This window comes from Leucobacter faecis (assembly GCF_054456695.2).
This window is the reverse complement of the sequence record NZ_JBTJER020000004.1, coordinates 32,346-53,730: the sequence shown is the minus strand read 5'-3', so window position 1 is coordinate 53,730 and position 21,385 is coordinate 32,346. Positions and strand designations below refer to the sequence as shown.

Here is a 21,385-nt window from a genome sequence, read left to right as displayed (position 1 = left end):
AGTTGGAGATCGTCATCGTTGCTGATGCGACGGCAGTTGCCGAGCGTGCGGCTGAAGAAATGGCCCGTGTGATTCGTGGGCGCCAAGACGCCGTCATTGGAGTTGCAACCGGTTCATCGCCGCTGGGCACCTACGAGGTGCTGGCACGCAAGGTACGCGAAGGTGAGATTGACGTGACGGGTGTGAGCGCGTTTGCGCTCGACGAGTACGTCGGCCTCGCCCCCGAGCACCCCGAGAGCTACCACAGCGTTATCGGCAAAACGGTCACCGAGCAGCTGGGGCTGAACCCCGCGCTCGTGCACGTTCCCAACGGCAATGCAGACGACTTCGACGCCGCGTGCGACGCGTACGAGCGCGAGATCGTGGCAGCAGGTGGCATTGACATTCAGTTGCTCGGCATCGGTGCAAACGGCCACATTGGCTTCAACGAGCCGACCTCGTCGTTTGCTTCGCGCACGCGCCTCAAGACACTGGCTCAGCAAACCCGCATCGATAACGCCAGGTTCTTCGACTCGCCGGACGACGTGCCCGTGTACAGCGTGACCCAGGGTCTCGGCACCATTGCCGACGCGCGGCGGCTGCTGCTCGTCGCGCAGGGTGAAGCGAAAGCCGACGCCGTGGCGGCGATGATTGAGGGCCCCGTGTCGACCATGTGCCCGGCGAGTGCGCTGCAGATGCACCGCTACGCGGCCGTCGTGATCGATGAGGCGGCAGCCTCGAAGCTCAAGCTGCGCGACTACTACGACCACGTGCAGCACTACCGCACGCTCGCGCCGGCCTAAGCTTTCAGCCCTTGCTTCACCCGGATCTTGGGCCGGGCCCATTTACTTGGCCGTTGTTGTGGTTTTTGCGGTGCTGAACCACAACAGCGGCCAAATAAAACGTCGCGCCGCGGGCGGTAGTGGGGGTTTGAGTGCTACGCGATGCGGCGAAACCGCGGGCCGGCGTAGCCGTCGCGCTCGACGTGCTCGGCGAACATGTCGAGCGGTCGCACCCAAAAGCTGTAGTCGTCGTACAGCTTGCGGTAAAACACGAGGGCCTCTTCGGTTTCAGAGTGCCTGCCGGTGCCTACGACCTCGTATCGTGCGCCCTTGAAGTGTTCGTAGATGCCAGGTTCGATGTTGCTCATGGGCGTCAGCCTAGCGGGCGCTAGAAAACCCGCGCACCCTCGACGTAGGTCGCTAAGACGGGCATTTCGGCCAGGGTTTGTGCGTCGAGGGCCAGCGGATCGTCTGCACATACAGTGAGCGCTGCCCTGTGCCCCGTCACGATGCCGCCCTCTTCGTCTGAGCCGATTGCGCGTGCCGCGTGTGTGGTGTAGCCCTCAAAAGCTTCACGAACACTTAGCGCCTGTTCAGGCTGCACTGGGGCAAGGCCCGGGCGGGCAAGAGGTCTGCGCAGTATTGACTCGGCCATCATGGCGCGCGGGTCATACGGGGTCACAGGCCAGTCACTCCCGAGCGCCAGTGTGGCGCCTGATCGGCGAAGGTCGCCAGACCTCCAGCCGTGTGACGCTCGCTCCTCGCCCAGCCGCACCGACCAGTTATCGCTTCGGTCTGCGAGGGTGTGACGCACGCCATGAATCGGCTGCATGCTGGCGGCGACCCCGAGCTCGGCAAACCGGGGCACTGTCTCATCGGGAATGGTTTCGATGTGTTCGATGCGGTGATGTGCGTTGCCTGCGATGGAGCCGAGTGCTTCAATGGCGTCGAGTACAAATTCGACGCCGCGGTCACCGATCGCGTGGGTTGCTGTTGAAATGCCGCGTTCGGCGAAGAATCGAAGAGCCGCTCGATATGCCTCGGGGTCGGTCCAGATCGATCGAAGTCCCTCGCCGTAACAATCGGGCTCGGCAAGCCAAGCAGAGCCGTTGTCTACGGTTCCGTCGATCATGAACTTCACCCCCTCGACGCGCCAGCGGCGCCCGTGCAGGCCCTGAATGCTGGCGAAATGTGTCAGCGCTTGTGTGTCAGAGCCGGGCGGAATGATGGGGGAGAACCTGAGTCGTAACGGGAGTTCACCGCGCGTCTCTAGCAGCTCAAGGAGTTCTTGACTGCCCTCGTGAAAGTCCATGACGTGTGTGCCAGTGATTCCCGTGCGGGCCATGCCATTGAGCACTTCTGACAATCGGTTCGCTTTGGACTCGAGGCTCTCCCGTGGAATCTGAGCGAGCACGAGATCCATCGCTGCGAGCTCCAACAAGTACCCGGTCGGAACGCCATCTGCATCAACACCCACGGCCGACTCATCGGGGAACTTTTCTGCCCCAGTGAGCCCGACCTGGCCTACGGCCACGCTATTGACGACCGCGGAGTGGGCATCGCGCATGCGTAGAAATACAGGGTTTTGGGGTGTTACGTGGTCAACCACGCGGCCAGAGAATCCAGTGTCGGTAAAGATGTTTGGGTCAACTCCCCAGCCGAAGATCCACTCGCCTGGAGCTGCTGCAGCTACGGCAGCCGCGAGTCGTGCACATACTTCTTCAAGTGAAAGGTCGGTTAGCTGCACACCGCGCGTGAGCTCTAACCCGAACACGATGTGGGTGTGGCTGTCGATGAGCCCGGGAACAATCGTCGCCCCGGGAAACTCGTCAACGACTGTGTCGGGTGTGAGCTGCGCAGCCAGCGACTCCTTCGAGCCGATACCGGTGATCCGGCCCCGCGTAATCGCGACCGCGGTGGGGGCCGAATCACTAGAGTGCCGGTGGCCATCAAATGTGTGCACGCGCGCGCCGATCACGATGCGATCCGCGACGGGTGAACTCTGCTGTGTCATGTGTCTCTCCTCTTGAGCCGGATCAGTTAGCTGTGCACCGGTTCAGCAGCGCCTATCACCACTGCGGTGGTGTTGCCGTCCTCATACTTGCGACGGCTGCGTGCGATCAAGAAGAGCGCGAGCCCAAAGATGATGCTCGGTGCGGTGACGATCAGCGCGTACTGCAGCGGAGTGAGCACGCCGACCAGCTGGCCGCCAATCAGCGGGCCGAACGCGACACCAGCCAGGTAAAAGCCCGATACGACGACGCCTACGCGGCCCGTCACGTCCATGACCGCAGCAAGACCGGTCACCAGCACCAAAATCGCACCGTACATGACACCCCAAACGACAATGGAGACGGCGTAGATCAGGGCTGATCCACTCGTGATCATGAGGAACTTCGTGATCGTGCTGATCGCAATGATCAATACGAACGACCAGCTTCGGCCGATCCAGCGAAGTGCAAGGGGAGCGAGCAGTGCGCCCACGAGCCCGCCGCCAACCTTGGCAGCGAGCAGTGCGCCGGAGGTCTCAGGTGTGAGCCCAGCGTGATCGGCAAGGACACTGGTCATGGAGTACACCATGTCTTCGGTGAGCGACCACAGGCACATGGATGCGGCGAGGGCGAAAGCAATCCAAGTGAGGGGGCTGCGCTCTGAATTGGCGGTGGCGGTGACTTCGGTGCCCGCGCCCTTAGCGGGTACGTTTGGTAACCAGCCCGCGAGAATCAGCCCGATGACTCCCAGCGCGGTAATGACAATGAGTACTGAGCGCAGGTCGTTGTGGAACAGCGGGGCGATCGCAAGCAGTGCTGTAGCGCCGAGCCGGTTGATCACCATTACAACGGTTACTGTGCGGTCGGGGTTCTGCGTGGCAGAAGCCGATGCGGTGCCGGTCGCAATCATGACACCGGCGCCGATGCCGCCCAGCATGAGGCCGATCATCACCGTGTTCGTTGTCATGAATGCCGCCGCCAAACCGTAGCCTGCGACCATGGCGAGAAGACCAAGACGGCCAAGCGTGGGGCGATCTGCGTGAGCGATGAAGCGCGTTGTGACAAACATAGCCAGGGCTGACCCCGCGGTCATGCCGGTGGCGAGCGCCCCAGCCGTCGCGATGTCAACGCCTAAGTCTTGCACCATGGCTGCGATGAGCACGGGGACGAGGTTAGCCGCCATGAGTGCGAACACCCAGGTGCCAACGAAGCCCATGACAACTTTGCCAGTGAGAGTCGCGAGCTTGGGTTGTGTGGTGGGTTGAGGGGCTGGCATAGAGACTCCTTCGTCAAGCGAGCATGGTGAAGCGCGATAGTGCGTCTAAACGGATGCTGCGGGAACGTTCCCGCATCGGTAATGCTACGGGCCAGTCCGTCTCCACGCAACATGAGCGCCACGGCCGCGCCCATAGACTGTCGACTATGGCGTCTTCTCCAGTCACAATTGTCGACATCGCTCGAGCATTGGGTATCTCGAAGACGGCGGTTTCTTCTGCGCTCCACGGCCGGGGTCGAGTGTCTGAGGACACTAAACAAAAAGTTCTCACCCAAGCCGCGCGCATGGGGTATGTTTCGAATCGCGCGGCACAACGACTACGAGGTGGCAAACACGCGGCGATAGGGCTACATATTCCGGCGAATGTGCGTGAGCTCGCGTTCTACATGGAGCTAGCGTTTGGGGTGGCCGATGTCGCTGCAATGACGGGAAACGATCTGTTGTTGCTCACTTCAGGCGCCAGTGGACGCGCTCGACCACAGATCGACGGTCTACTGGTTGTTGATCCGGAGCCTAAGGCATTTGCTGCCGTCTCATCGAACATTGGCGACGTGCCCGTGGTCACAGTGGGTGAGTATCGCGGTGAACAAGAGGATCGAATTGCAGCGTCGATCGCGGCCGACCATCGCGCGCTCACTATGAGCGTGCTCGATCAGCTCAGTCAGTGCGGCGTGCGGCGACCGGCCATCGCAGCAATTGAGGAAGAGTGGGCGCCTATGTGGGCGTCGGAAGTTGTCGCGGGGTACAGAGATTGGTGCGAGCGACACGGAGCCAACGCGTCAATTTTGCATACGCAGGTGACGCCAACTGACGCCGAGATTATTCGTTTACTTGATGAGGTTGAGCAACGGGGGTGTGACGCACTGCTCTGGGTGGCGCAGGGGGCCGTGACGCATGCGCTGGCGTTTCAGGCAAGTGGCGTCGCCGGCGAGGGGCTCACGTTCGCGACGATGTCGACGGAGCCAGGCCCGACTCGTGTAGTGGGTGTTGACCTCGAAGCGCGTGACTACGGCCGGGAAGCGGCGAAACTACTATTGAAGGCTATCGACGGCGAGACCGACCCGCGCGAGAGCGTGCTCCATGCCGCGCGCATAGTTGTACCTGAGAGTTAGCCTCGGGAGCGCTGCAGCCGCTGAGCTTTGGCGCAAGGAAGCGTGGCCGGGCGGATGCCCGCCCGGCCACAGCCTGCCCAACAGCTCCGCCCTACTTCACGCTGCCGGCGGTGAGGCCGCTGACGAGGCGCTTCTCGATCAGCATGAACAAGATCACCACGGGCAAGATCGCGACGATCGAAACGGCGAACACATACTGCCAGCTCGTCTCGTACTGGCCCACAAACTTGGTGAGCGCCACCGACATGGGCTGGTTACCAGCAGTCGACAGGATGACGAGGGATGCCGCGAACTCATTCCAGCAGGCCACAAAGGTGAACACGATCGCGGTGACAATGCCCGGCCACACGAGCGGCAGGTTGATCTTGAACAGGACGGTGAAGCGGCCTGCGCCGTCGATCTGCGCGGCCTCGTCGACTTCCTTGGGCACGCCAGCAAAGAAGGAGTGCATGATCCACGTCGCAAACGACAGGTTAAACGCGGCGTTCACGAGAATCATCGCGAGCCAGGTGTCAGAGATGCCCATCGTGATGAACTGCCGAAACAGGCCCGAGGTGAGCACCGCGGGCTGCAGCATCTGCGTCACGATGACGAGAAACAAGAACACCATGCGACCGGGAAACCTGAAGCGTGCCGTGTAGTAGGCGGCTGGCAGCGACACCAGCAACACGAGCAGCGTCGCGAACACCGAGATCACAATGGTCGAGATCAGGTTTTGCAGCAGCGGGGTCTCGGGCGTCGACCACATCGTGACGAAGTTTTCCCAGCGCCACTCGGTGGGAAAGTAGGTCGGGTCGACCGAGCGAATCTCGGGCTTCGACTTCACCGCACCAAAGAACATGATCGTGTACGGCAGCATGAACACAACGAGCACAATCGCGCCGGCGAGCATGCGCAGCGCGATCGTGCCACGTGAAACATTGCCGCGTGCGACGCGACGGCGGGCGCGACCGGCGGGTACAACGAGCGCGGTGGTCGCGTCGTCGACCGGCGCTGGTGACTTGGGGGTGTAGAGAGCCACGGTCTAGACCTCCTTCATGGGCTTGACGGCCTTGACATAGATCGCCACGATTACGATCACAATCAAGAACCCAACGACCGACAGCGCGCTCGCGACGTCGACCTTGTGCTGATCCTGCATGTATTTGAAGATCATGGTCATGATCGTGTCGGCGTCGTAGCCGGGAATTGATCCGGTCATGATGCGCAAGATCGGCAGCGAGTTAAAGACGTTAATAATATTGATCAGGATCGCGACAGCCAGTGCGCTGCGCAGCTGGGGCAGCACCACGGAGAAGTACGCGCGGGCAGGGCCCGCGCCGTCGACCCGGGCGGCTTCGAGTGTCTCGCCGGGAATAGCTTGGAGCCCCGCGAGAATCGTGTAGGTCGTAAACGGCAGCGACACAAAGATGGCGATCACAATCGACCAGGCGAATGCGGTGTCGGCGTTGCGGGTCCAGCCGAAGCCTTCGGGTGTGTCGATGAGCCCGACGTCGACCAAGAACTTGTTGATGATACCGAAGTAGGGCTCGAGGCCGTAGTAGAACACCATCGTGGTCATAACGACCGAGGCCGCCCACGGCACGATCACGGCGAGGCGTACGAGCTTGCGCCCGGGAAACGCCTTGTTGAGCACTTGCGCGATCACGAGCGACAGCGCGACGGTGAACGCGACGACCACGACGACCCAAATGATCGTGCGAAACAGGATCGGCCAGAACTCGGCGAACCCAAACACGGCCGCATAGTTATCGAACCCAACGGAGCCCTTGTCGACGCCCGACTGTGAGATCTTGCGTGTTGAGTTGAAGAACATGAGACCGGCGGGAAAGAAGACCACGCCGACAATGAGCAGCAGCGCAGGGGCGATCCAGGGCAGCGCTTGCAGTAGGTCGCGCGCGCCCGAATTCTTGCGGCTGGGGGGTGGTTTCTTGGCCCCACCGCCGGGGGCGGGGCGGCCTGTGGCCGCCCCGCCCGAGGAGGGAGAGGGCTCGGTGGTGAGGGTCATCTACTCTTCCGATCCTGGGTGGTGTGGCGTATAGCGTCTAACGGGACTTAACCCTCGTCAGACTGCGCCTGGATCTCGGCGAGCACGTCGGCTGCAGGCTTGGTCTGCAGCTGACCGAACAGCGCCTTGAATGCCGAGTCGGTGGCTGACCAGTTGGGGTTCGTGGTCGGGAAGAACTGAGCGTCGGGCAGTGCCTCGAGGAACGGCTTGAGTGCCTCATCGTCTGCGAGTGCCTCGGCGCCGCTCTTGGTCGTGGGCAGGAAGCCCTCGCCCGAGACCCACGGCACGTAGGTGTCGGCAGCGAAGAGGTAGTCGAAGAACTTGGTGATCGCCTCTTGCTTGCTCTCGTCGTTCTTAAACGCCATCAGCTGGTCGGCGACGCCCACGGTCATGGCCGAGCCGTCCTTGGTGGGAATGGGTGCGATCGAGTAGTTCAGGTCGGGGTTGTTGTCTGCAATCTGGCCAACGGTCGGGGGCAGACCCACCTGCATGCCGATCTTGCCCTGCACGAAGATCTCCATGAGGGGTGAACGCTGCGTCGATCCCGGATCAGCCTGGGTTGCGCCCGCATCGATCATCTTCTTGATCTGCTCGGCGCCCACGAGGTTTTCGGGGGTGTCGACGGTGATCTTGTCGGCGTCGCCAAAGCTGCCACCGCCGCCCCACAGCCAGACGGCTGCTTCTGCCTGCGCTTCTTCAGAGCCGAGCGGCATGCCGTAGCCCGCAACGCCGCCGCCGAGCTGCGAAACCTTGGTGGCGGTGTCGAGGAGCTCGTCCCAGTTCTTGGGGGCTTCCTTCACGCCGGCTTCTTCAAGGAGGTCGTTGTTGACGAAGAGTGCGCGTGCCGAGGCGATCCAAGGGAGCGCGTAAGCGTCGCCCTCGTAGGTCTCGTTCTCGAGGAAGGAGTCCTGGAAGTCAGAGAGAGTGTCGGGTGATGTGACATCTGCTGCCTTGTAGAGCAGGTCGTCTGCGGCGAAGCCGACGAAGGGGCCGCCGTTGTAGATATCGGGGGCCTGGTTGCCCGAGACCTTCGTCGCGATGACCGACTCGAGGTTGTCCCACGACTGGACCTCGAGGTTCACCTTGATGTCAGAGTGCTCTTTTTCGAAGCCAGCGATGACGTCGTTCCACAGCTTCTGCGTGTTGTCGGAGTAGCTGGGCACGAGCAGGTTGAGCGTCGTTGCGCCGTCCTTGTCGTCTCCGCCGCCCGATGCCCCGCCACTGAAGCCACACGATGTGAGTGCGAGTGCCGCGGTCGCCGCGACGGCAACAGTTCCTAGCCTGATGGATTTCTTCATTGAACTTCCTCACTCTGAATCGCTCATGGTTATGAGCGTTTGCGTCTCTGCAAGTTCGACTCTTACGGGCCGATTCCAGCGAATTTCATCAAATGAACGTCTGGATGAAACCACTATTGGGGCAAAATGCTGCTTCGTCAAGCTCCAAAATCATTTCGTTATCAACTTAGTGCAAAAATAACGCAAGAAATCGGCTATATGAGAGAATTGTCATAAATCACCCATTGAAATGATCGAAACTCATGTGTGACAATCATTTCTAATCACTTATTCGATCGCGAAGGCGGAGTAGCAATGACGCAGACACGACAGCCAGGGGCTTTCATGGCCGAGGAGATCGCTTCTCAGCCCGACACGTGGGCGCGTGTCGCCCACATGACCGACGCACACGCTCAGCTGCCTCAGGCCGGCGAGCGGGTCGCAGTGATCGGCTGCGGCACCTCGTGGTTTATGGCGCAGTCATATGCACACCTGCGTGAGTCGACGGGGCAGGGCGTCACCGACGCGTTCGCCGCGTCAGAGGCCTTCGTTGATCGTGGCTATGACTCGATCGTCGCGCTCACCCGATCCGGCACGACGAGCGAGGTGCTCGAGATCATCGAGCGCCTGCGCGGCAGCGTGAAGACCATCGGCGTGATCGGTGACCCCGAGTCACCGCTGCCGGGCCTCGTCGACGAGGCCATTCTGCTGCCGTTCGCCGATGAGCAGTCGGTCGTGCAGACCCGCTTCGCCACCACCGCGCTTGCCCTCTTTCGCGCCTCGCTTGGCGTTGACCTGACGCAGGCGATCGCCGATGCGCGCATCGCGGTCGCAGAAGAGCTGCCTGCGGCACTGCTCGACGCCGAACAGGTGAGCTTTCTCGGCCGCGGCTGGACGGTGGGGCTCGCTCACGAGGCAGCGCTCAAGATGCGTGAGGCCGCACAGGCCTGGACCGAGTCGTACCCAGCCATGGAGTACCGCCACGGGCCCATCGCCATCGCGGCCCCCGGCCGCGTCACATGGCGCTTCGGCGAGGCTCCCGAGGGGCTCGCCGAGCAGGTCGCGCGCACCGGCGCGCACTTCGAAGCGAGCGCGCTAGATCCGCTCGCCGATCTCGTTCGCGCCCAGCGTGTCTCGCTCGCACGCGCGCTCGCGCTGGGTCTTGATCCGGATCAGCCGCGCAACCTGACGCGCTCAGTCATTCTCGAGCCGTGATCGACCTCCCCAGTGTCGGCCCCGGGCGAGCGGTCCTCGCGTTCGACGTCGGGGGGACAGATATCAAATCGGCGTTGATTGATGAGCACGGGCAGGTGCGCGGAATCGGCCGCTCGGCCACACCGGTCGAGCGGCTGCGCCCGCCGAGCGCCAACGGCATTGCTGAGGGCGAGCTGGGGGCGGCGCCGCAGATCATCGAGCGGCTGCGCGCGTTGCAACTTGAGCTCACCTCGGCACACCCCGATGTGACCCCGGTCGCGGCGTCGATCGTGGTGCCTGGCATTGTCGACTCCGAGCGTGGAGTGGGGGTCTTCGCCTCGAATCTAGGCTGGCGCGAGGCGCCCATCAGACAGCTCGCCGAGGAGCGGCTCGGCCTGCCGGTCGCGTTTCACCACGACATCCACTCGGCGAGTAGCGCTGAGCTCGCGCTGGGTGGCGCGCGCGATTACGAGAACGCGGTCGTCGTAGTGTTGGGCACGGGCATCGCAGCGACCGTAGTGATCGGCGGTGCGCCATACCTCGCGGGTGGTTTTGCGGGCGAGATTGGGCATACCCCGGTCGCCGACGGACCGGAATGCCAGTGTGGCGGGCGCGGTTGCCTCGAAGCGATCGCCTCGGGTGGTGCGATCGCCCGGCGCTACCGTGACCGAGTGCGCGCACGTGGCGAGTCGAGTGAGACGCCCGACCGGGTGCGCGATATTCTCGCGCTCGCCGAGACAGGTGATGAGTGCGCACGCGACGTTTGGAACGAAGCGCTTGACGCGCTTGCCACCTCGTTTGCGCAGATCACCGGCATCATCGCGCCCGAAGCGATCGTCATCGGTGGCGGCCTTAGCCTCGCGGGCGACGCCATCTTCGTGCCACTGCGGGAACGACTCGATGCGCGTCTCACGTTTCACCGTCGCCCCAGGGTGGTTCCCGCCCAGCTCGGCGAGAACGCTGGGCTCATCGGTGCCGTGTTGTTCGCCCGCGCACTTGCCGAGAGGAAGTCCATATGACCAAGCCGATTGTAACGGTCACCCCTAACCCCGCGCTCGACATGACGTGGGTGGCAGACGCTGTCCATGCTGGTGGCACACACCGGGTCGACGCGGCGCGCGTGCGCGCTGGCGGCAAAGGTATCAACGTGGCGCGAGTCGTTCATGCGCAGGCGCTTCCAACCATAGCGATCACTACCTGCGGGGGTTCGGTCGGTGAGGCGTTCGCCGCTGAACTAGCGACGAGCCATGTGCCAAATGCGCTGGTGCCGGTCTCGGCAGAGACCCGTCGCAGCATCGCGATCTACGACGAGACTGTCGCAGACACGATGATCTTCAACGAGCGCGGGGTCGCCCCGAGCCCGCAAGAGTGGGGCCAGCTCGTAGACGCGGTGGCCGCGGCCCTCGATGAAGCGGACGCTGGCGTTCTGGTGATCTCGGGCAGCCTGCCACCCGGGGTCGGCGAAGCTGAGCTGCGCGCACTCATTGCGCTCGGCGCTGGGCGGGGGTGCCCCGTCATCGTCGACACATCGGGGCCGCTTTTGCTGGTCGCCGCGCAGGCAGGCGCCGCGCTCCTCAAACCCAACCGTGAAGAACTGCGCCTGGCGACGGGCGAATCCGACCCGATGCGCGGCATGGCTGCGCTCCTCGAGCTGGGAGCAGGCACCGTGATGTGCTCGCTGGGTGCCGAGGGCATGTTGCTGGCGACGTCGAGCGATCCGCTTGAGCGCAGCGGTGCCCGGGCACGCAGGGCTCGCCTAACGACGCCGCTCGCCGGCAACCCGACCGGTGCGGGCGATGCCGCCGTCGCAGCGGCCGCGAGCCTTGCCGCCTGCGGTGCGGCCCTCGGAGACACCGCGGTGTTGCGTCGCGCCACGATCTGGTCGGCCGCCGCGGTACTGATGCCGCTCGCGGGCGAAATCGCCCGTGACCGCGCTGCACTCGAACGCAGCCTCGTGCTCGATGTTGTTACCTCGTCCACCGAACTCAGTCGCCCCGCCCCCGAAGGAGCCCCAGCATGACCCTCGTCACTACCCGCGAACTGCTCGCAGCTTCCCAGTCGCGCGGTGTCGCGACGGCAGCGCTCAACGTCGTGCACCTCGAAACCGCCGAAGCTCTCGCGCAGGCAGCCGAGCGAGCGGGGCACCCCGTGATCTTGCAGATCTCGCAGAACTGCGCCGATTATCACGGCGGCCTCGCACCGATCGGGCTTGCGACACTCGAGATCGCTCGGCGCAGCACTGCACCGATCGCGGTGCACCTCGATCACGCCGAACGGGTATCTCTCGTCGACGAAGCCGTCGACCTCGGATTTAGCTCGGTGATGTACGACGGCGGCACACTGCCCTACGACGAGAACGTGGATGTTACAGCGCGCGTGGCGGCGAAGTGCCGCGAGGCGGGGGTGTTCGTCGAAGCCGAGCTGGGCGAGGTGGGCGGCAAGGACGGCGCGCACGCTCCCGGGGTGCGCACCGATCCCGAAGAGGCGCGGGCGTTTGTTGAAGCGACCGGGGTCGACGCGCTCGCGGTGGCCGTGGGGTCATCGCACGCGATGAATGAGCGCACCGCCAGCCTCGACCTTGAGCTAATCGCGAGGTTGCGTGCGGCGGTGCCGGTGCCGCTCGTGCTGCACGGCTCGTCGGGGGTGCCCGACGAGGTGATCAGTCAGGCTATCGTTGCAGGCATGCGCAAAATCAATGTGTCCACGCACCTCGTGGGATTCTTTACGCGCGCGGTGCGCGAGACGCTCGCTGCGCAGCCGGGTGTTGTTGACTCGCGCAAATACATTGGCGCGGGGCGCGCGGCCGTGGTGCCCGAGGCCGCACGGCTGATCAGTTTGTTCGCGGGAGGAGAGGTGCGCCGTGGCGAAGGCTGACCGCATGCGCGCCGTGCTCGAGCTCTTGAGCGAGCACGGCAAAGTCGAGATTGACGACCTTGTCACGACGCTCGACATCTCGCCGGCGACCGCGCGCCGAGATCTCGACACGCTCGCCGAGCAGCGCATGCTCACGCGCACACGCGGTGGCGCTGAGGCCCTGACCGTCGCGTACGACCTGCCGCTGCGCTACCGTGACGAGCGCGACCCGCACGCCGTGAAACAGCGCATCGCGGTCGCCGCGAGCAAGCTCGTGAACGCGGGCGACGTCGTCGGGCTCTCGGGCGGCACGACGACGACGGCGGTGGCGGGTGAGCTCGCGACGCGCCCCGACATTATGGCCCCGTCGCCGGTACCCAATCTCACCGTCGTCACGAACGCCGTCAACATTGCGGCCGAACTCGCGACCAGGCCGCAGGTGAAACTCATGGTCACGGGTGGAATCTTGCACCCCCGCAGCTATGAACTCGTCGGCTCGTTCGCCGAAGACACGCTCGCACAGGTCTCGCTGACCCTCGCATTTATTGGAGCGAACGGGCTCAACGCGGGCCTGGGCGCTACGACGCACAACGAGCGCGAGGCGGTCGTCAACAGCCTCATGGCAACGCGCGCAGACCGCGCGGTGCTCGTCGTCGATTCGTCGAAGATCGGCCGCAAGGCGTTCGCCGGTATGGGCGGGCCCGAACGCTTCGATACGATCATCACCGACGACGGAATCACTGACGCCGATCACACCGCGCTCGTCGGTCGCGGCTACGAGATCATCGTCGCGCCCTAACGACAGGGTGCCCCACAGCCACATCGCTTCACCGCTGCAAGAGAATTGAGTCACGCATGACCGCGACCGTCATCCACTCCGTACGGCTGCTCACAGGCCGTGAAGACACGGCCGACACCTGGGTGCTGCTCGCTGCTGGGCGGGTCGCCTCACGAGGCTCCGGATCCGGCTGGCGGGCTGAGATCGAGGCCCTGCCCGATGCTGCCGCCGTCGAGGTAGTCGATGGAAGCGGGCATATGCTCGTGCCCGGCTTTATTGACATGCACTGTCACGGGGCGGGCGGGGCATCGTTCGGTGATGCTGAGCCGGGGGCGATTGAAAATGCGCTCGCGGTGCACCGGAGCCACGGCACGACCCGTGCGGTGCTGTCGCTCGTCACCGCACCGATTGAGGTGCTCGAGGAGCAGGTGGCCCGCATTCGAGACCTGACGGGGCGCGGGCTGGGCGTGCTCGGGTCACACCTCGAGGGGCCGTTTCTGGCCGAGGAGTTTAAGGGGGCGCATGATCCGGCCCTGTTGCGTGCAGCTACGAAGCCCGATCTTGACCGATTGATCGCCGCAGGTAGCGGCACGATCGCGCAGGTGACGCTTGCGCCCGAGCTGCCGGGAGGCATGGCGGCGATCGAACAATTCGTCGCCGCGGGGGTGAGAGTAGCAGTGGGCCATACGGCAGCTGACTACGACGCATCGCGGGCCGCGTTCGTCGCTGGCGCAACTATTTTGACGCATGCCTTTAACGGCATGAAGGGGATTCACCACCGCGCGCCCGGGCCGGTGCTGGCCGCAATGGCTGAGCCACAGGTCACACTCGAATTGATTAACGACGGCGTGCACGTGCACCCCGATGTCGTGCGGCTCGCATTTGCGGGGGCGCCCGGGCGGGTTGCGCTCATTACCGATGCGATGGCCGCGACCTGCTGCGCAGACGGCCGCTACATGCTCGGCTCGCTCGAGGTTGACGTCGAGGGCGGTGTCGCACGCTTGGCCGGCGGCACCTCGATTGCGGGGTCGACGCTCACCCTCGACGGGGCGCTGCGGCAGGCCGTGCGCGAGTGCGGCGTCCCCATGCAAACAGCCATCGCATCCCTCACCGAGGTGCCTGCGCGCGCACTCGGGGTGTCAGACAAATTCGGCGACCTAGCCGTGGGCTACGCGGCCGACGCGGTGCTGCTTGACGATGCGCTCGAGGTGGCTGGTGTGTGGGCGGACGGCGTGCGCGCTGCGAGCTAGCCGCGGCGGGCTGACGCGAGGTAGCCGACTACCGCGCCTGCGACACCAAAGACGACGGGCCAGACCCAGAACACTCCGAGGAACAGCAGCGCAGCGACGGCCGCCGCGAGCAGCAGTAGCTCAACCAGCGCCTGACCAAAGCGGTCGGTGCGCAGCATGGGCTTGGGCGACAGAAACAGTGCCCAGATCACGACGGTAAGGACGAAAAAACCGATTCCGCTGATGATGCCGGGAAACGGCAGCGGCCACGATACGAATCCCCACACAGTGACGATGGCAACGGTGGCGAGGTGAAACAGTGCGCGCACGACCTGAAGGATCGCGGTCGAACGAAGGGCCTGGGGCTGCGTGGTGTCTGTCACAGAACTCAAGTGTACCCGCCGGTGCTTGAAGAAGTCTGGCGCGCATGGTCCATCCGTTCCCACCCCTCTTGGTCCAGTGATATTGTGCGAGTTACTGTGAACCTATGAACCATGAGGGGCGACACGGCAGCGTGCGTAACGTGCGCGTCTGGGACGCGTCTGGCCACTCGGCTGAACCCGCGTTCTCAAAGCCCCTCGACGTGGCATGGCTCGATGGACAGTTCACGGAATCGCGGCCATTGTCTGCCGCTCCGAGCGATGAGCGCGACCAAGCTATCGACGGCAGCGGCCTGTGGCTGATCCCTGGTCTTGTTGATGTGCACGTGCACGCTGCCTGGCACGCCTTTAACGAAACGGACCGCGAAGCGCTCAGCCCAGAGCGCACGCGCGAGCTCACCATGCAGGGCCTCGCACGCAACCTGGCAGCGGGATTCACGAGTGTGCGCGACGCGGGCGGGCTCACCGTAGACGCCGCGCAAGGCGGCGAAGGGAATGCGGCACAGCGCCCACGCGTGCAGCACGCGATCGCCATGATCGACCGCGCTGCGGCCGACGCGGCCGGCGGACTATCTCACGCGGTTGCCGGCGTGCTCGAAGACGGTGCCCAGTGGGTCAAACTCGTCGGCACCGTGGGCGTCGCGTCGCCGGCAGGCGCCGGCCTCGAACCACTCTTCAGCGCGGCCGAGCTGCGCTGGGCGACCCAGCTCGCCGCGAGCGCCGGCGCGGGCATCATGCTGCATGCCTGGGGCGGAGCCGCCATCGACTACGCAATCGAGGCCGCCGAAGCGTCTGCCCAGGCCCCGCTGAGCATCGAGCACGGCATCTTTCTTACGCGTGAGCAGGCCGAGCGTGCCGCCGCGGTTGGCGCCACCTTCGTGCCGACGCTGCGCATCTACCGACTCGTCGAAGCGATGATCACGAGCGGCGAGCTGCCCGCGCGCTTTGGCCCACGCGTCGCCGAAGCGGTGCAGGCGCACCCGGGCGCGGTGCGTATCGCCCGCGACGCGGGCCTCGCGATCGCACTCGGCACCGACTCTGGTACCCCCGAGCAGCACGGCACGGGCGGGCTCGAGCTCGATGCCCTCGTAGCTGCGGGCCTCACGCGCACCGAGGCCCTCACGGCCGCCACGCGAGCCGGGGCGGCGCTCTGCGCGGGTGTTGATCCGGATCAAAACCGGGCCACCGCCGGCCTCATCGCGCCGGGTGCCCCAGCCGACGCCGTGCTGCTGACCCGCGACCCGCGTGAGCCCGGGGCACTCAGCGACCCGGGCGCGATCTCAGCCGTCATTCTTGCCGGGCGCGTGGTCGCGCCCGCCTCCCCCGAAAGGAACCCATCATGAAGTTCAAGACAGGCGCGCCGAAGCTGGCGGTCGTAGCGCTCGCAGCGGCGCTCGCGCTCACCGGCTGCTCGCAGGCCACGGGAGCGGGCACCGGCGCGGACGCCGGGGCTGCGGCCGGGGAGCCCGTAGCCGGCGGTACGCTCACGTTTGGTCGCGCGGCTACGGTCACCGACCTCGACCTGCACCAGCAGATCACCGCCAACAACGCGTTTGCGATCGACAAGGTATTCGAACCGCTCGTGAGTTTCGATGAGACGGGCAAGATTGTTCCGTGGCTGGCCGAGTATGAGGTGTCAGACGACGGGCTGAGCTACGTCTTCACTCTGCACGAGGGGCTGAAGTTTTCGGACGGCAGCGACGTGACCGCCCTAGACGCAGTGTTTTCACTAGAGCGGCACCTGAACATGGAGGGCTCACCGCTGCCCATCGAAGCCCCCGTCGCATCGGTAGAGGCGACCGGCGAGCGCGAAGTCACGATCATACTCGAATCGGCATATACACCGTTCTTGGCCGAGCTCGCGGGGTTCTCGAACGGGGTGCTGCCCAAAGACTTCGGCGGGGTCGCTGAAGAAGAGTTCTTCAAGAACCCGGTCGGCACTGGGCCGTGGGTCGTCGACAAGTGGGATCCGAACGGAGACCTCTCATTCGTCAAAAACGAGCACTACTGGCAAGCGGGCAAGCCCTACCTCGAGCAGCTCGTGTACAAGTTCGTCGCCGACCCCACGCAGCTGCAGCAACAGCTCATCGCGGGGCAGGTTGACGCGGTCGAACAGGTGCCGGCCGCTAACTCCGCAGAGGTATCGGCTAACGCCGCCCTACAGCTCATCGAAGCTCCGGGCTGGTCCGCCGACCAGGTGTTCTTCAACACGCTCAACGAACACTTTGCCGATGAGCATGTGCGCCGGGCAATCGCGCACGCCCTCGACCGAGACGGAATCGCGAGCGCGACGAGCTTCGACACGGCCGAGGTCGCGAACGCGCTCGTGCCGCCCGCGATCGAATACTCGGCCCAAGACGAGGGGTACGCCCTCGAATATGACGTTGACGCGGCAAAGGCAGAACTCAGCAAATCGAAGTTTGCAGACGGGTTCGAAACAACGCTTGTGATTCGGAACGATAAACCCGAGTTCGCGCAGGTGGCCCAGATCGTGCAGGAACAGCTGGGTGAGATCGGCATCACCGTCAAGATCGAGTCGCTCGACTATGCCGTGTTCAAGGAGCGGGTCTACTCAAACCTCGACTACGACTTCATGATCAACAACGGTCAGGCAGACGCGCCAGACCCCAACGGCATGATCACGTTCCAGACCGACGTTGAAGGGTTCTCAAAGTCGTACTGGACGAGCTTCTCTGACGCCGAGGTGAACACACTCGTTGAGCAGGGGCGTGTCACGCCCGACGGCGACGAGCGCGAAAAGATCTACTTCGAGATTCAGCGTCTGCTCGCCGAGAAGGCCCCCTTCATTCCGCTGGCGTTCCCCGAGAACCTGCAGGGCGCGACGGCCAAGGTCAACGGTTACACGCTGCTGCCCAACGGTTCGGTGCGGTTCCAAGACGCCTGGCTCGCGCAGTAACCCCGCAGCTGCGCCGATGGTCCCATCGGTAGTACCTTGTACCGAGTGAGAGGTCAGAGGTGGTCGACCGCGCGTGCAGCCGCACGCGCGGTCGTTCGCACGCTTGCGACAGTCGTCCCCGTAATGGTGGGCGTCGTAGTGGCCGTGTTCTTTCTGCTGCGCCTCGTGCCCGGCGACCCAGCCTCCATGATCTTGGGCGATCGGGCGACGCCAGAGCAGGTCGCCAAACTGCGTGCCCAGATGGGCCTCGATGAGCCGCTCGCGGTGCAGTTTGGCAGGTTTGTGACCGGCGTGGTCACCCGTTTCGACACGGGGGACTCGCTCGTCACCGGGGTCTCGACACGCGAGGTGATTCTCGCCAAAGCCCCCATCAGTCTCGGTATCGTCGCACTCGCCGTGCTGTTTGCGGTAGCGCTTACCGTGCCGCTCGCGCTGGCGGCGGCACGCAGGCGCGGCGGCGTCGCCGACCAACTGGTGCGCATCATGCCGACCGTTGGCATGGGCATGCCCATGTTTTGGATCGGCCTGCTGCTGATCATCGTGTTCGCGGTGCAGCTCGGCTGGTTTCCGGTAGGCGGAGTGCTACCCGGGCCCGGCGGCACGCTGTGGAGCCTGATACTGCCCGCCTTGGCCGTCGCGATCTCACTGGTGCCGCCGCTCGTGCGGTCGCTCAGGGCGCAGTTGCTCGAGGTGGTCGACGCCGACTTTGTGACGACGCTGCGCGCCGCAGGCGTACCCGAGCGCACCATTCTCACGCGCCACATTCTTAGGGGCGCCGCTCTCCCCACGCTCGCGCTGTTTGGTGTCAACGTGGCCTACCTCATCGGGGGCACGCTCGTCGTCGAAAAGGTATTTGGCATCAATGGAGTGGGCACGCTGTTGTTTCAGTCGATCGGCAGCCGTGACTTTCCTGTCGTGCAGGGCATCGCGCTCTACTGCGCGGTCGCCGTTGTGCTCATCACCCTCGTCGTCGACGGGCTCGCCGCACTCATTGACCCGCGTCTCAGGGGAGCCGAAGCATGAGCACTGAGCTGCGGCCGCAGACGTTTTGGGCCAGAGCCCGCCGATCCGGCACACTGATCGCCGGCGTCTGCCTTCTCGCGCTGATTGCTGCCGCGGCCATTGCCGCGCCGTGGCTCGCACCGCACGCGCCCACCGCGCAGAATCTGACCGGTGGACTCTTGCCGCCGTCGCCCGAGCACTGGTTTGGCACCGACCAGCTGGGCCGCGACGTGTTCGCGCGCGTGCTGTACGCCGCGCGCACCGACCTCGTACTCGCGTTTGCCGCGGCCGTCGCGCCGTTCATCGTGGGCGTCACCGCCGGTCTCATCGCGGGCTACTTTGGACGCCGCACCGACTGGGTGATCTCGCGCGTCGTCGACACGGTCATCGCGTTTCCGTTCTACGTGCTTGTGATCGCGATCGCGTTTGCGCTGGGGGCTGGGCCTGCTGGCATCCTGGTCACCTTTGCGCTCGTGGGCTGGGTGGGATATGCACGAGTGATCAGGCTACTTACGGCCTCTATGCGCCGAGAGGAATGGATCCACGCGGCCCGCGGCGCCGGGCTCTCGCACGCGCGCGTACTCGTGCGCCATGTGCTGCCGAATGTGCTGCCGCAGGCCATCGTGTTGTTCATGAACGAGGTGCTGCTGATCATGGTCGCGATCGTGACCCTCGGATATCTCGGTCTCGGCATACAACCGCCGACATCTGACTGGGGCACCATGATCGCCGACGCCCAGCCGTTTGTAACAACGAAGTGGTGGCTCGCGGCACTGCCCGGTCTCGCGGTCGTTGTGACCGGCATCGGTCTGTCGCTGACGGCAGATGGCCTCGGCGACGCGCTGCGCGTGAAGGGCGACCCTGGGGAACCCGGATCACCCGGTCACGCGCGTGCCGGATCAATACCAAACTCTTCTGCCACTGAGCCGGGCCGTGTACTCGTTACCGATCTCACCATTAGCGCTGGCAGTGATGCCGCACTCGTGCGCGGTGTCTCCTTCGACGTCGCTGTAGGTGAGGCACTCGGAATAGTGGGGGAGTCGGGCTCGGGTAAGAGCCTCACGCTGCGCGCACTGCTCGGGTTAATGCCCGCGGGTACCGCGGTCGCGGCAGGCGAAGCGCGCGCAGGCGACCGAGTCGGCATGGTGTTTCAGAACCCGCTCACCGCGCTCGATCCGCTTACCAGGGTGGGCACGCAACTGGCTGAGGCCGTGCGTGCAGCCGACCGGGCAGCCGGTCGTGCCGACGACGGGGCCGCCGACCGTGCCGCCGACGGCACGGCAGCGCAGCGTTCACGCCGCCGCACCGCTACGTCCGAGCGTGTGCGCGAGCTCCTCACGCTCGTGCACCTGCCCGAGGAGCGCGTGGCGCGCGCTTACCCGCATCAGCTTTCGGGAGGCCAGCGGCAGCGGGTTGTCATCGCTATCGCACTCGCCACGAACCCGGCGGTGTTGCTGTGCGATGAACCAACGACGGCGCTCGACGTTACCGTGCAGCGCGAGGTGCTCGACCTGCTGCGCGAGCTGCGACGCTCGCGCAGGCTCACGCTTGTGTTTGTGAGCCACGATCTTGCCGTCGTCTCGTCGATGTGCGACAGAGTGCTCGTGATGCGCGAAGGTGAGGTTGTCGAACAGGGCCCGACCGAGGCCGTACTGCGCGCCCCTCAAACTGAGTACACCCGCATGCTGATTGAAGCGGTGCCGACTATACCCGCGCTCCCAGCTGCCCCGATCTCGCAGGCCCAGGCGCCGCTGCTCGCCACGTCAGCCGATACGGCAAGCGCGCGTGCCGTGCTCACCGCGCGTGATGTCGCAGTCGCCTATGGCGCGGGGGATCCCACGGTCACCGGAGTCACCTTCGACCTGTCTCAGGGCGAAGCGCTCGGCATCGTCGGTGAATCGGGCTCTGGCAAAACCACTCTCGCCCGGGCGCTCGTGGGGCAGCTGGGGCTTGCCCGCGGCGAGCTGCTGCTCGACGGGGCGACGCTGCCACTCGCTCCGAGCCTGCGCCCGGCCGCACTGCGCCGCGCGATTCAACTGGTGCCGCAGGACCCCGCGTCTTCGCTGAACCCGCGCATGCGCGTGGGCGACGCGCTCGCTGAGGTGCTGCGCGCCGCTGAGCCGTCAGGCGCTGAGCAGTCAGGCGCTGAGCCGTCAGGCACTGTGCAGCTCGGCACTGTGCACGGTCTGCTCGAGCGCGTGCGTTTGGCCCCGGATCTCGCCCACCGCTACCCCCACGAACTTTCGGGCGGCCAGCGCCAGCGGGTGGCTATCGCCCGGGCGCTTGCGGCGGGGCCGCGCGTGCTCGTCGCCGACGAGCCGACGAGCGCCCTCGATGTGTCGGTGCAGGCCGAGATACTGGCGCTGTTGCAAAATCTTCGACATGATCTCGGGCTGGTGCTGGTGTTTATCTCGCACGATCTCGCGGTCGTGCACGAGCTGTGCGACCGCGTGCTCGTGATGCGGGCGGGCCGCGTCGAAGAAACGGGTGGGCCCGAGTTCTTTACGCACCCGCGCTCGGCCTACGGAAGATCTCTGCTCGAAGCAGTCCCCAGACTGTAGCTGACGCCCGCTGCCGCCCGGCCGCATGGCGAAAGAAAAATATGCG

Annotated in this window: 19 protein-coding genes; 12 read left to right on the top strand and 7 right to left on the bottom strand. The window is 64.8% G+C overall.

All coding sequences use genetic code 11. The features are described from left to right. Nucleotides 1-2 precede the first annotated feature (2 nt). Nucleotides 3-782 carry a glucosamine-6-phosphate deaminase gene (gene nagB / locus ACXR2W_RS05515; protein ID WP_458813021.1) on the top strand — a complete coding sequence of 260 codons (780 nt, stop codon included), beginning with the start codon at nucleotides 3-5 and terminating at the stop codon, nucleotides 780-782. A gap of 134 nt (nucleotides 783-916) precedes the next feature. On the opposite strand, the gene ACXR2W_RS05510 is transcribed toward nagB, so the two are convergent. The 3 genes from ACXR2W_RS05510 to ACXR2W_RS05500 are packed head-to-tail and all read right to left on the bottom strand — an operon-like array spanning nucleotide 917 to nucleotide 4,028. Beyond that, the gene (locus ACXR2W_RS05510) at nucleotides 917-1,129 is read right to left on the bottom strand and encodes a DUF1653 domain-containing protein (protein WP_458813019.1); all 213 of its coding nucleotides are present in this window, start codon (nucleotides 1,127-1,129) and stop codon (nucleotides 917-919) included. Nucleotides 1,130-1,149: 20 nt separating this feature from the next. Continuing rightward, nucleotides 1,150-2,775, bottom strand: coding sequence for an amidohydrolase (locus ACXR2W_RS05505; protein ID WP_458813017.1), 1,626 nt, complete (start codon nucleotides 2,773-2,775; stop codon nucleotides 1,150-1,152). A 26-nt stretch (nucleotides 2,776-2,801) separates the two neighbouring features. Then, nucleotides 2,802-4,028 carry an MFS transporter gene (locus ACXR2W_RS05500; protein ID WP_458813015.1) on the bottom strand — a complete coding sequence of 409 codons (1,227 nt, stop codon included), beginning with the start codon at nucleotides 4,026-4,028 and terminating at the stop codon, nucleotides 2,802-2,804. 146 nt (nucleotides 4,029-4,174) lie between these two features. Between ACXR2W_RS05500 and ACXR2W_RS05495 the strand changes: the two genes are divergently transcribed. Beyond that, complete coding sequence (locus ACXR2W_RS05495) at nucleotides 4,175-5,140, top strand: LacI family DNA-binding transcriptional regulator (protein WP_458813013.1); 966 nt, start codon at nucleotides 4,175-4,177, stop codon at nucleotides 5,138-5,140. A 91-nt stretch (nucleotides 5,141-5,231) separates the two neighbouring features. On the opposite strand, the gene ACXR2W_RS05490 is transcribed toward ACXR2W_RS05495, so the two are convergent. The 3 genes from ACXR2W_RS05490 to ACXR2W_RS05480 are packed head-to-tail and all read right to left on the bottom strand — an operon-like array spanning nucleotide 5,232 to nucleotide 8,446. Then, nucleotides 5,232-6,161: a carbohydrate ABC transporter permease gene (locus ACXR2W_RS05490; protein ID WP_458813011.1), complete on the bottom strand. Its 930-nt coding sequence runs from the start codon at nucleotides 6,159-6,161 to the stop codon at nucleotides 5,232-5,234. 3 nt (nucleotides 6,162-6,164) lie between these two features. After that, entirely contained in the window at nucleotides 6,165-7,148 is a 984-nt protein-coding gene (locus tag ACXR2W_RS05485) for a carbohydrate ABC transporter permease (protein WP_458813009.1), read from the bottom strand. Between the two features lie 47 nt (nucleotides 7,149-7,195). After that, complete coding sequence (locus ACXR2W_RS05480; RefSeq protein WP_458813007.1) at nucleotides 7,196-8,446, bottom strand: extracellular solute-binding protein; 1,251 nt, start codon at nucleotides 8,444-8,446, stop codon at nucleotides 7,196-7,198. 294 nt (nucleotides 8,447-8,740) lie between these two features. Between ACXR2W_RS05480 and ACXR2W_RS05475 the strand changes: the two genes are divergently transcribed. The 6 genes from ACXR2W_RS05475 to nagA are packed head-to-tail and all read left to right on the top strand — an operon-like array spanning nucleotide 8,741 to nucleotide 14,500. Continuing rightward, the gene (locus ACXR2W_RS05475; protein WP_458813005.1) at nucleotides 8,741-9,640 is read left to right on the top strand and encodes an SIS domain-containing protein; all 900 of its coding nucleotides are present in this window, start codon (nucleotides 8,741-8,743) and stop codon (nucleotides 9,638-9,640) included. Continuing rightward, nucleotides 9,637-10,638, top strand: a complete 1,002-nt coding sequence (locus tag ACXR2W_RS05470) for an ROK family protein (RefSeq protein WP_458813003.1) — start codon at nucleotides 9,637-9,639, stop codon at nucleotides 10,636-10,638. The genes ACXR2W_RS05475 and ACXR2W_RS05470 overlap by 4 nt, the downstream gene beginning before the upstream one ends. Further along, nucleotides 10,635-11,639, top strand: coding sequence for a 1-phosphofructokinase family hexose kinase (locus tag ACXR2W_RS05465; protein WP_458813001.1), 1,005 nt, complete (start codon nucleotides 10,635-10,637; stop codon nucleotides 11,637-11,639). The genes ACXR2W_RS05470 and ACXR2W_RS05465 overlap by 4 nt, the downstream gene beginning before the upstream one ends. Next, a complete protein-coding gene (locus ACXR2W_RS05460) occupies nucleotides 11,636-12,493 on the top strand; it encodes a class II fructose-bisphosphate aldolase (protein ID WP_458812999.1) in 858 nt (285 codons plus the stop codon). Before ACXR2W_RS05465 ends, ACXR2W_RS05460 begins: the two co-directional genes overlap by 4 nt. Further along, nucleotides 12,480-13,271 carry a DeoR/GlpR family DNA-binding transcription regulator gene (locus ACXR2W_RS05455; RefSeq protein WP_458812997.1) on the top strand — a complete coding sequence of 264 codons (792 nt, stop codon included), beginning with the start codon at nucleotides 12,480-12,482 and terminating at the stop codon, nucleotides 13,269-13,271. Before ACXR2W_RS05460 ends, ACXR2W_RS05455 begins: the two co-directional genes overlap by 14 nt. A 56-nt stretch (nucleotides 13,272-13,327) precedes the next feature. Further along, the gene (gene nagA / locus ACXR2W_RS05450) at nucleotides 13,328-14,500 is read left to right on the top strand and encodes an N-acetylglucosamine-6-phosphate deacetylase (RefSeq protein WP_458812995.1); all 1,173 of its coding nucleotides are present in this window, start codon (nucleotides 13,328-13,330) and stop codon (nucleotides 14,498-14,500) included. Here nagA and ACXR2W_RS05445 read toward each other — a convergent pair. Further along, on the bottom strand, nucleotides 14,497-14,862 hold the full coding sequence (locus ACXR2W_RS05445; protein ID WP_458812993.1) for a DUF2568 domain-containing protein: 366 nt from the start codon (nucleotides 14,860-14,862) through the stop codon (nucleotides 14,497-14,499). The genes nagA and ACXR2W_RS05445 overlap by 4 nt on opposite strands. Nucleotides 14,863-14,966: 104 nt before the next feature. Here ACXR2W_RS05445 and ACXR2W_RS05440 point away from each other — a divergent pair, with 104 nt between their 5' ends. From ACXR2W_RS05440 to ACXR2W_RS05425, 4 genes are read left to right on the top strand one after another with little or no spacing between them, the layout of a single operon-like run. Then, entirely contained in the window at nucleotides 14,967-16,202 is a 1,236-nt protein-coding gene (locus ACXR2W_RS05440; RefSeq protein ID WP_458812991.1) for an amidohydrolase family protein, read from the top strand. Continuing rightward, nucleotides 16,199-17,776 (top strand): ABC transporter substrate-binding protein, encoded by a 1,578-nt coding sequence (locus tag ACXR2W_RS05435; protein WP_458812989.1) that lies wholly within the window; start codon nucleotides 16,199-16,201, stop codon nucleotides 17,774-17,776. Before ACXR2W_RS05440 ends, ACXR2W_RS05435 begins: the two co-directional genes overlap by 4 nt. 45 nt (nucleotides 17,777-17,821) lie before the next feature. Next, nucleotides 17,822-18,799, top strand: a complete 978-nt coding sequence (locus ACXR2W_RS05430) for an ABC transporter permease (RefSeq protein WP_458812987.1) — start codon at nucleotides 17,822-17,824, stop codon at nucleotides 18,797-18,799. After that, the gene (locus ACXR2W_RS05425) at nucleotides 18,796-21,339 is read left to right on the top strand and encodes an ATP-binding cassette domain-containing protein (protein WP_458812985.1); all 2,544 of its coding nucleotides are present in this window, start codon (nucleotides 18,796-18,798) and stop codon (nucleotides 21,337-21,339) included. The genes ACXR2W_RS05430 and ACXR2W_RS05425 overlap by 4 nt, the downstream gene beginning before the upstream one ends. Nucleotides 21,340-21,385: the final 46 nt, after the last annotated feature.

What these genes read in the sequence shown, in the direction of transcription:
- ACXR2W_RS05510 (WP_458813019.1), bottom strand. Translation starts at nt 1,129, where the DNA reads ATGAGCAACATCGAACCTGGCATCTACGAACACTTCAAGGGCGCACGA.
- ACXR2W_RS05505 (WP_458813017.1), bottom strand. Translation starts at nt 2,775, where the DNA reads ATGACACAGCAGAGTTCACCCGTCGCGGATCGCATCGTGATCGGCGCG.
- ACXR2W_RS05500 (WP_458813015.1), bottom strand. Translation starts at nt 4,028, where the DNA reads ATGCCAGCCCCTCAACCCACCACACAACCCAAGCTCGCGACTCTCACT.
- ACXR2W_RS05495 (WP_458813013.1), top strand. Translation starts at nt 4,175, where the DNA reads ATGGCGTCTTCTCCAGTCACAATTGTCGACATCGCTCGAGCATTGGGT.
- ACXR2W_RS05485 (WP_458813009.1), bottom strand. Translation starts at nt 7,148, where the DNA reads ATGACCCTCACCACCGAGCCCTCTCCCTCCTCGGGCGGGGCGGCCACA.
- ACXR2W_RS05480 (WP_458813007.1), bottom strand. Translation starts at nt 8,446, where the DNA reads ATGAAGAAATCCATCAGGCTAGGAACTGTTGCCGTCGCGGCGACCGCG.
- ACXR2W_RS05475 (WP_458813005.1), top strand. Translation starts at nt 8,741, where the DNA reads ATGACGCAGACACGACAGCCAGGGGCTTTCATGGCCGAGGAGATCGCT.
- ACXR2W_RS05465 (WP_458813001.1), top strand. Translation starts at nt 10,635, where the DNA reads ATGACCAAGCCGATTGTAACGGTCACCCCTAACCCCGCGCTCGACATG.
- ACXR2W_RS05460 (WP_458812999.1), top strand. Translation starts at nt 11,636, where the DNA reads ATGACCCTCGTCACTACCCGCGAACTGCTCGCAGCTTCCCAGTCGCGC.
- nagA (WP_458812995.1), top strand. Translation starts at nt 13,328, where the DNA reads ATGACCGCGACCGTCATCCACTCCGTACGGCTGCTCACAGGCCGTGAA.
- ACXR2W_RS05440 (WP_458812991.1), top strand. Translation starts at nt 14,967, where the DNA reads ATGAACCATGAGGGGCGACACGGCAGCGTGCGTAACGTGCGCGTCTGG.
- ACXR2W_RS05435 (WP_458812989.1), top strand. Translation starts at nt 16,199, where the DNA reads ATGAAGTTCAAGACAGGCGCGCCGAAGCTGGCGGTCGTAGCGCTCGCA.
- ACXR2W_RS05425 (WP_458812985.1), top strand. Translation starts at nt 18,796, where the DNA reads ATGAGCACTGAGCTGCGGCCGCAGACGTTTTGGGCCAGAGCCCGCCGA.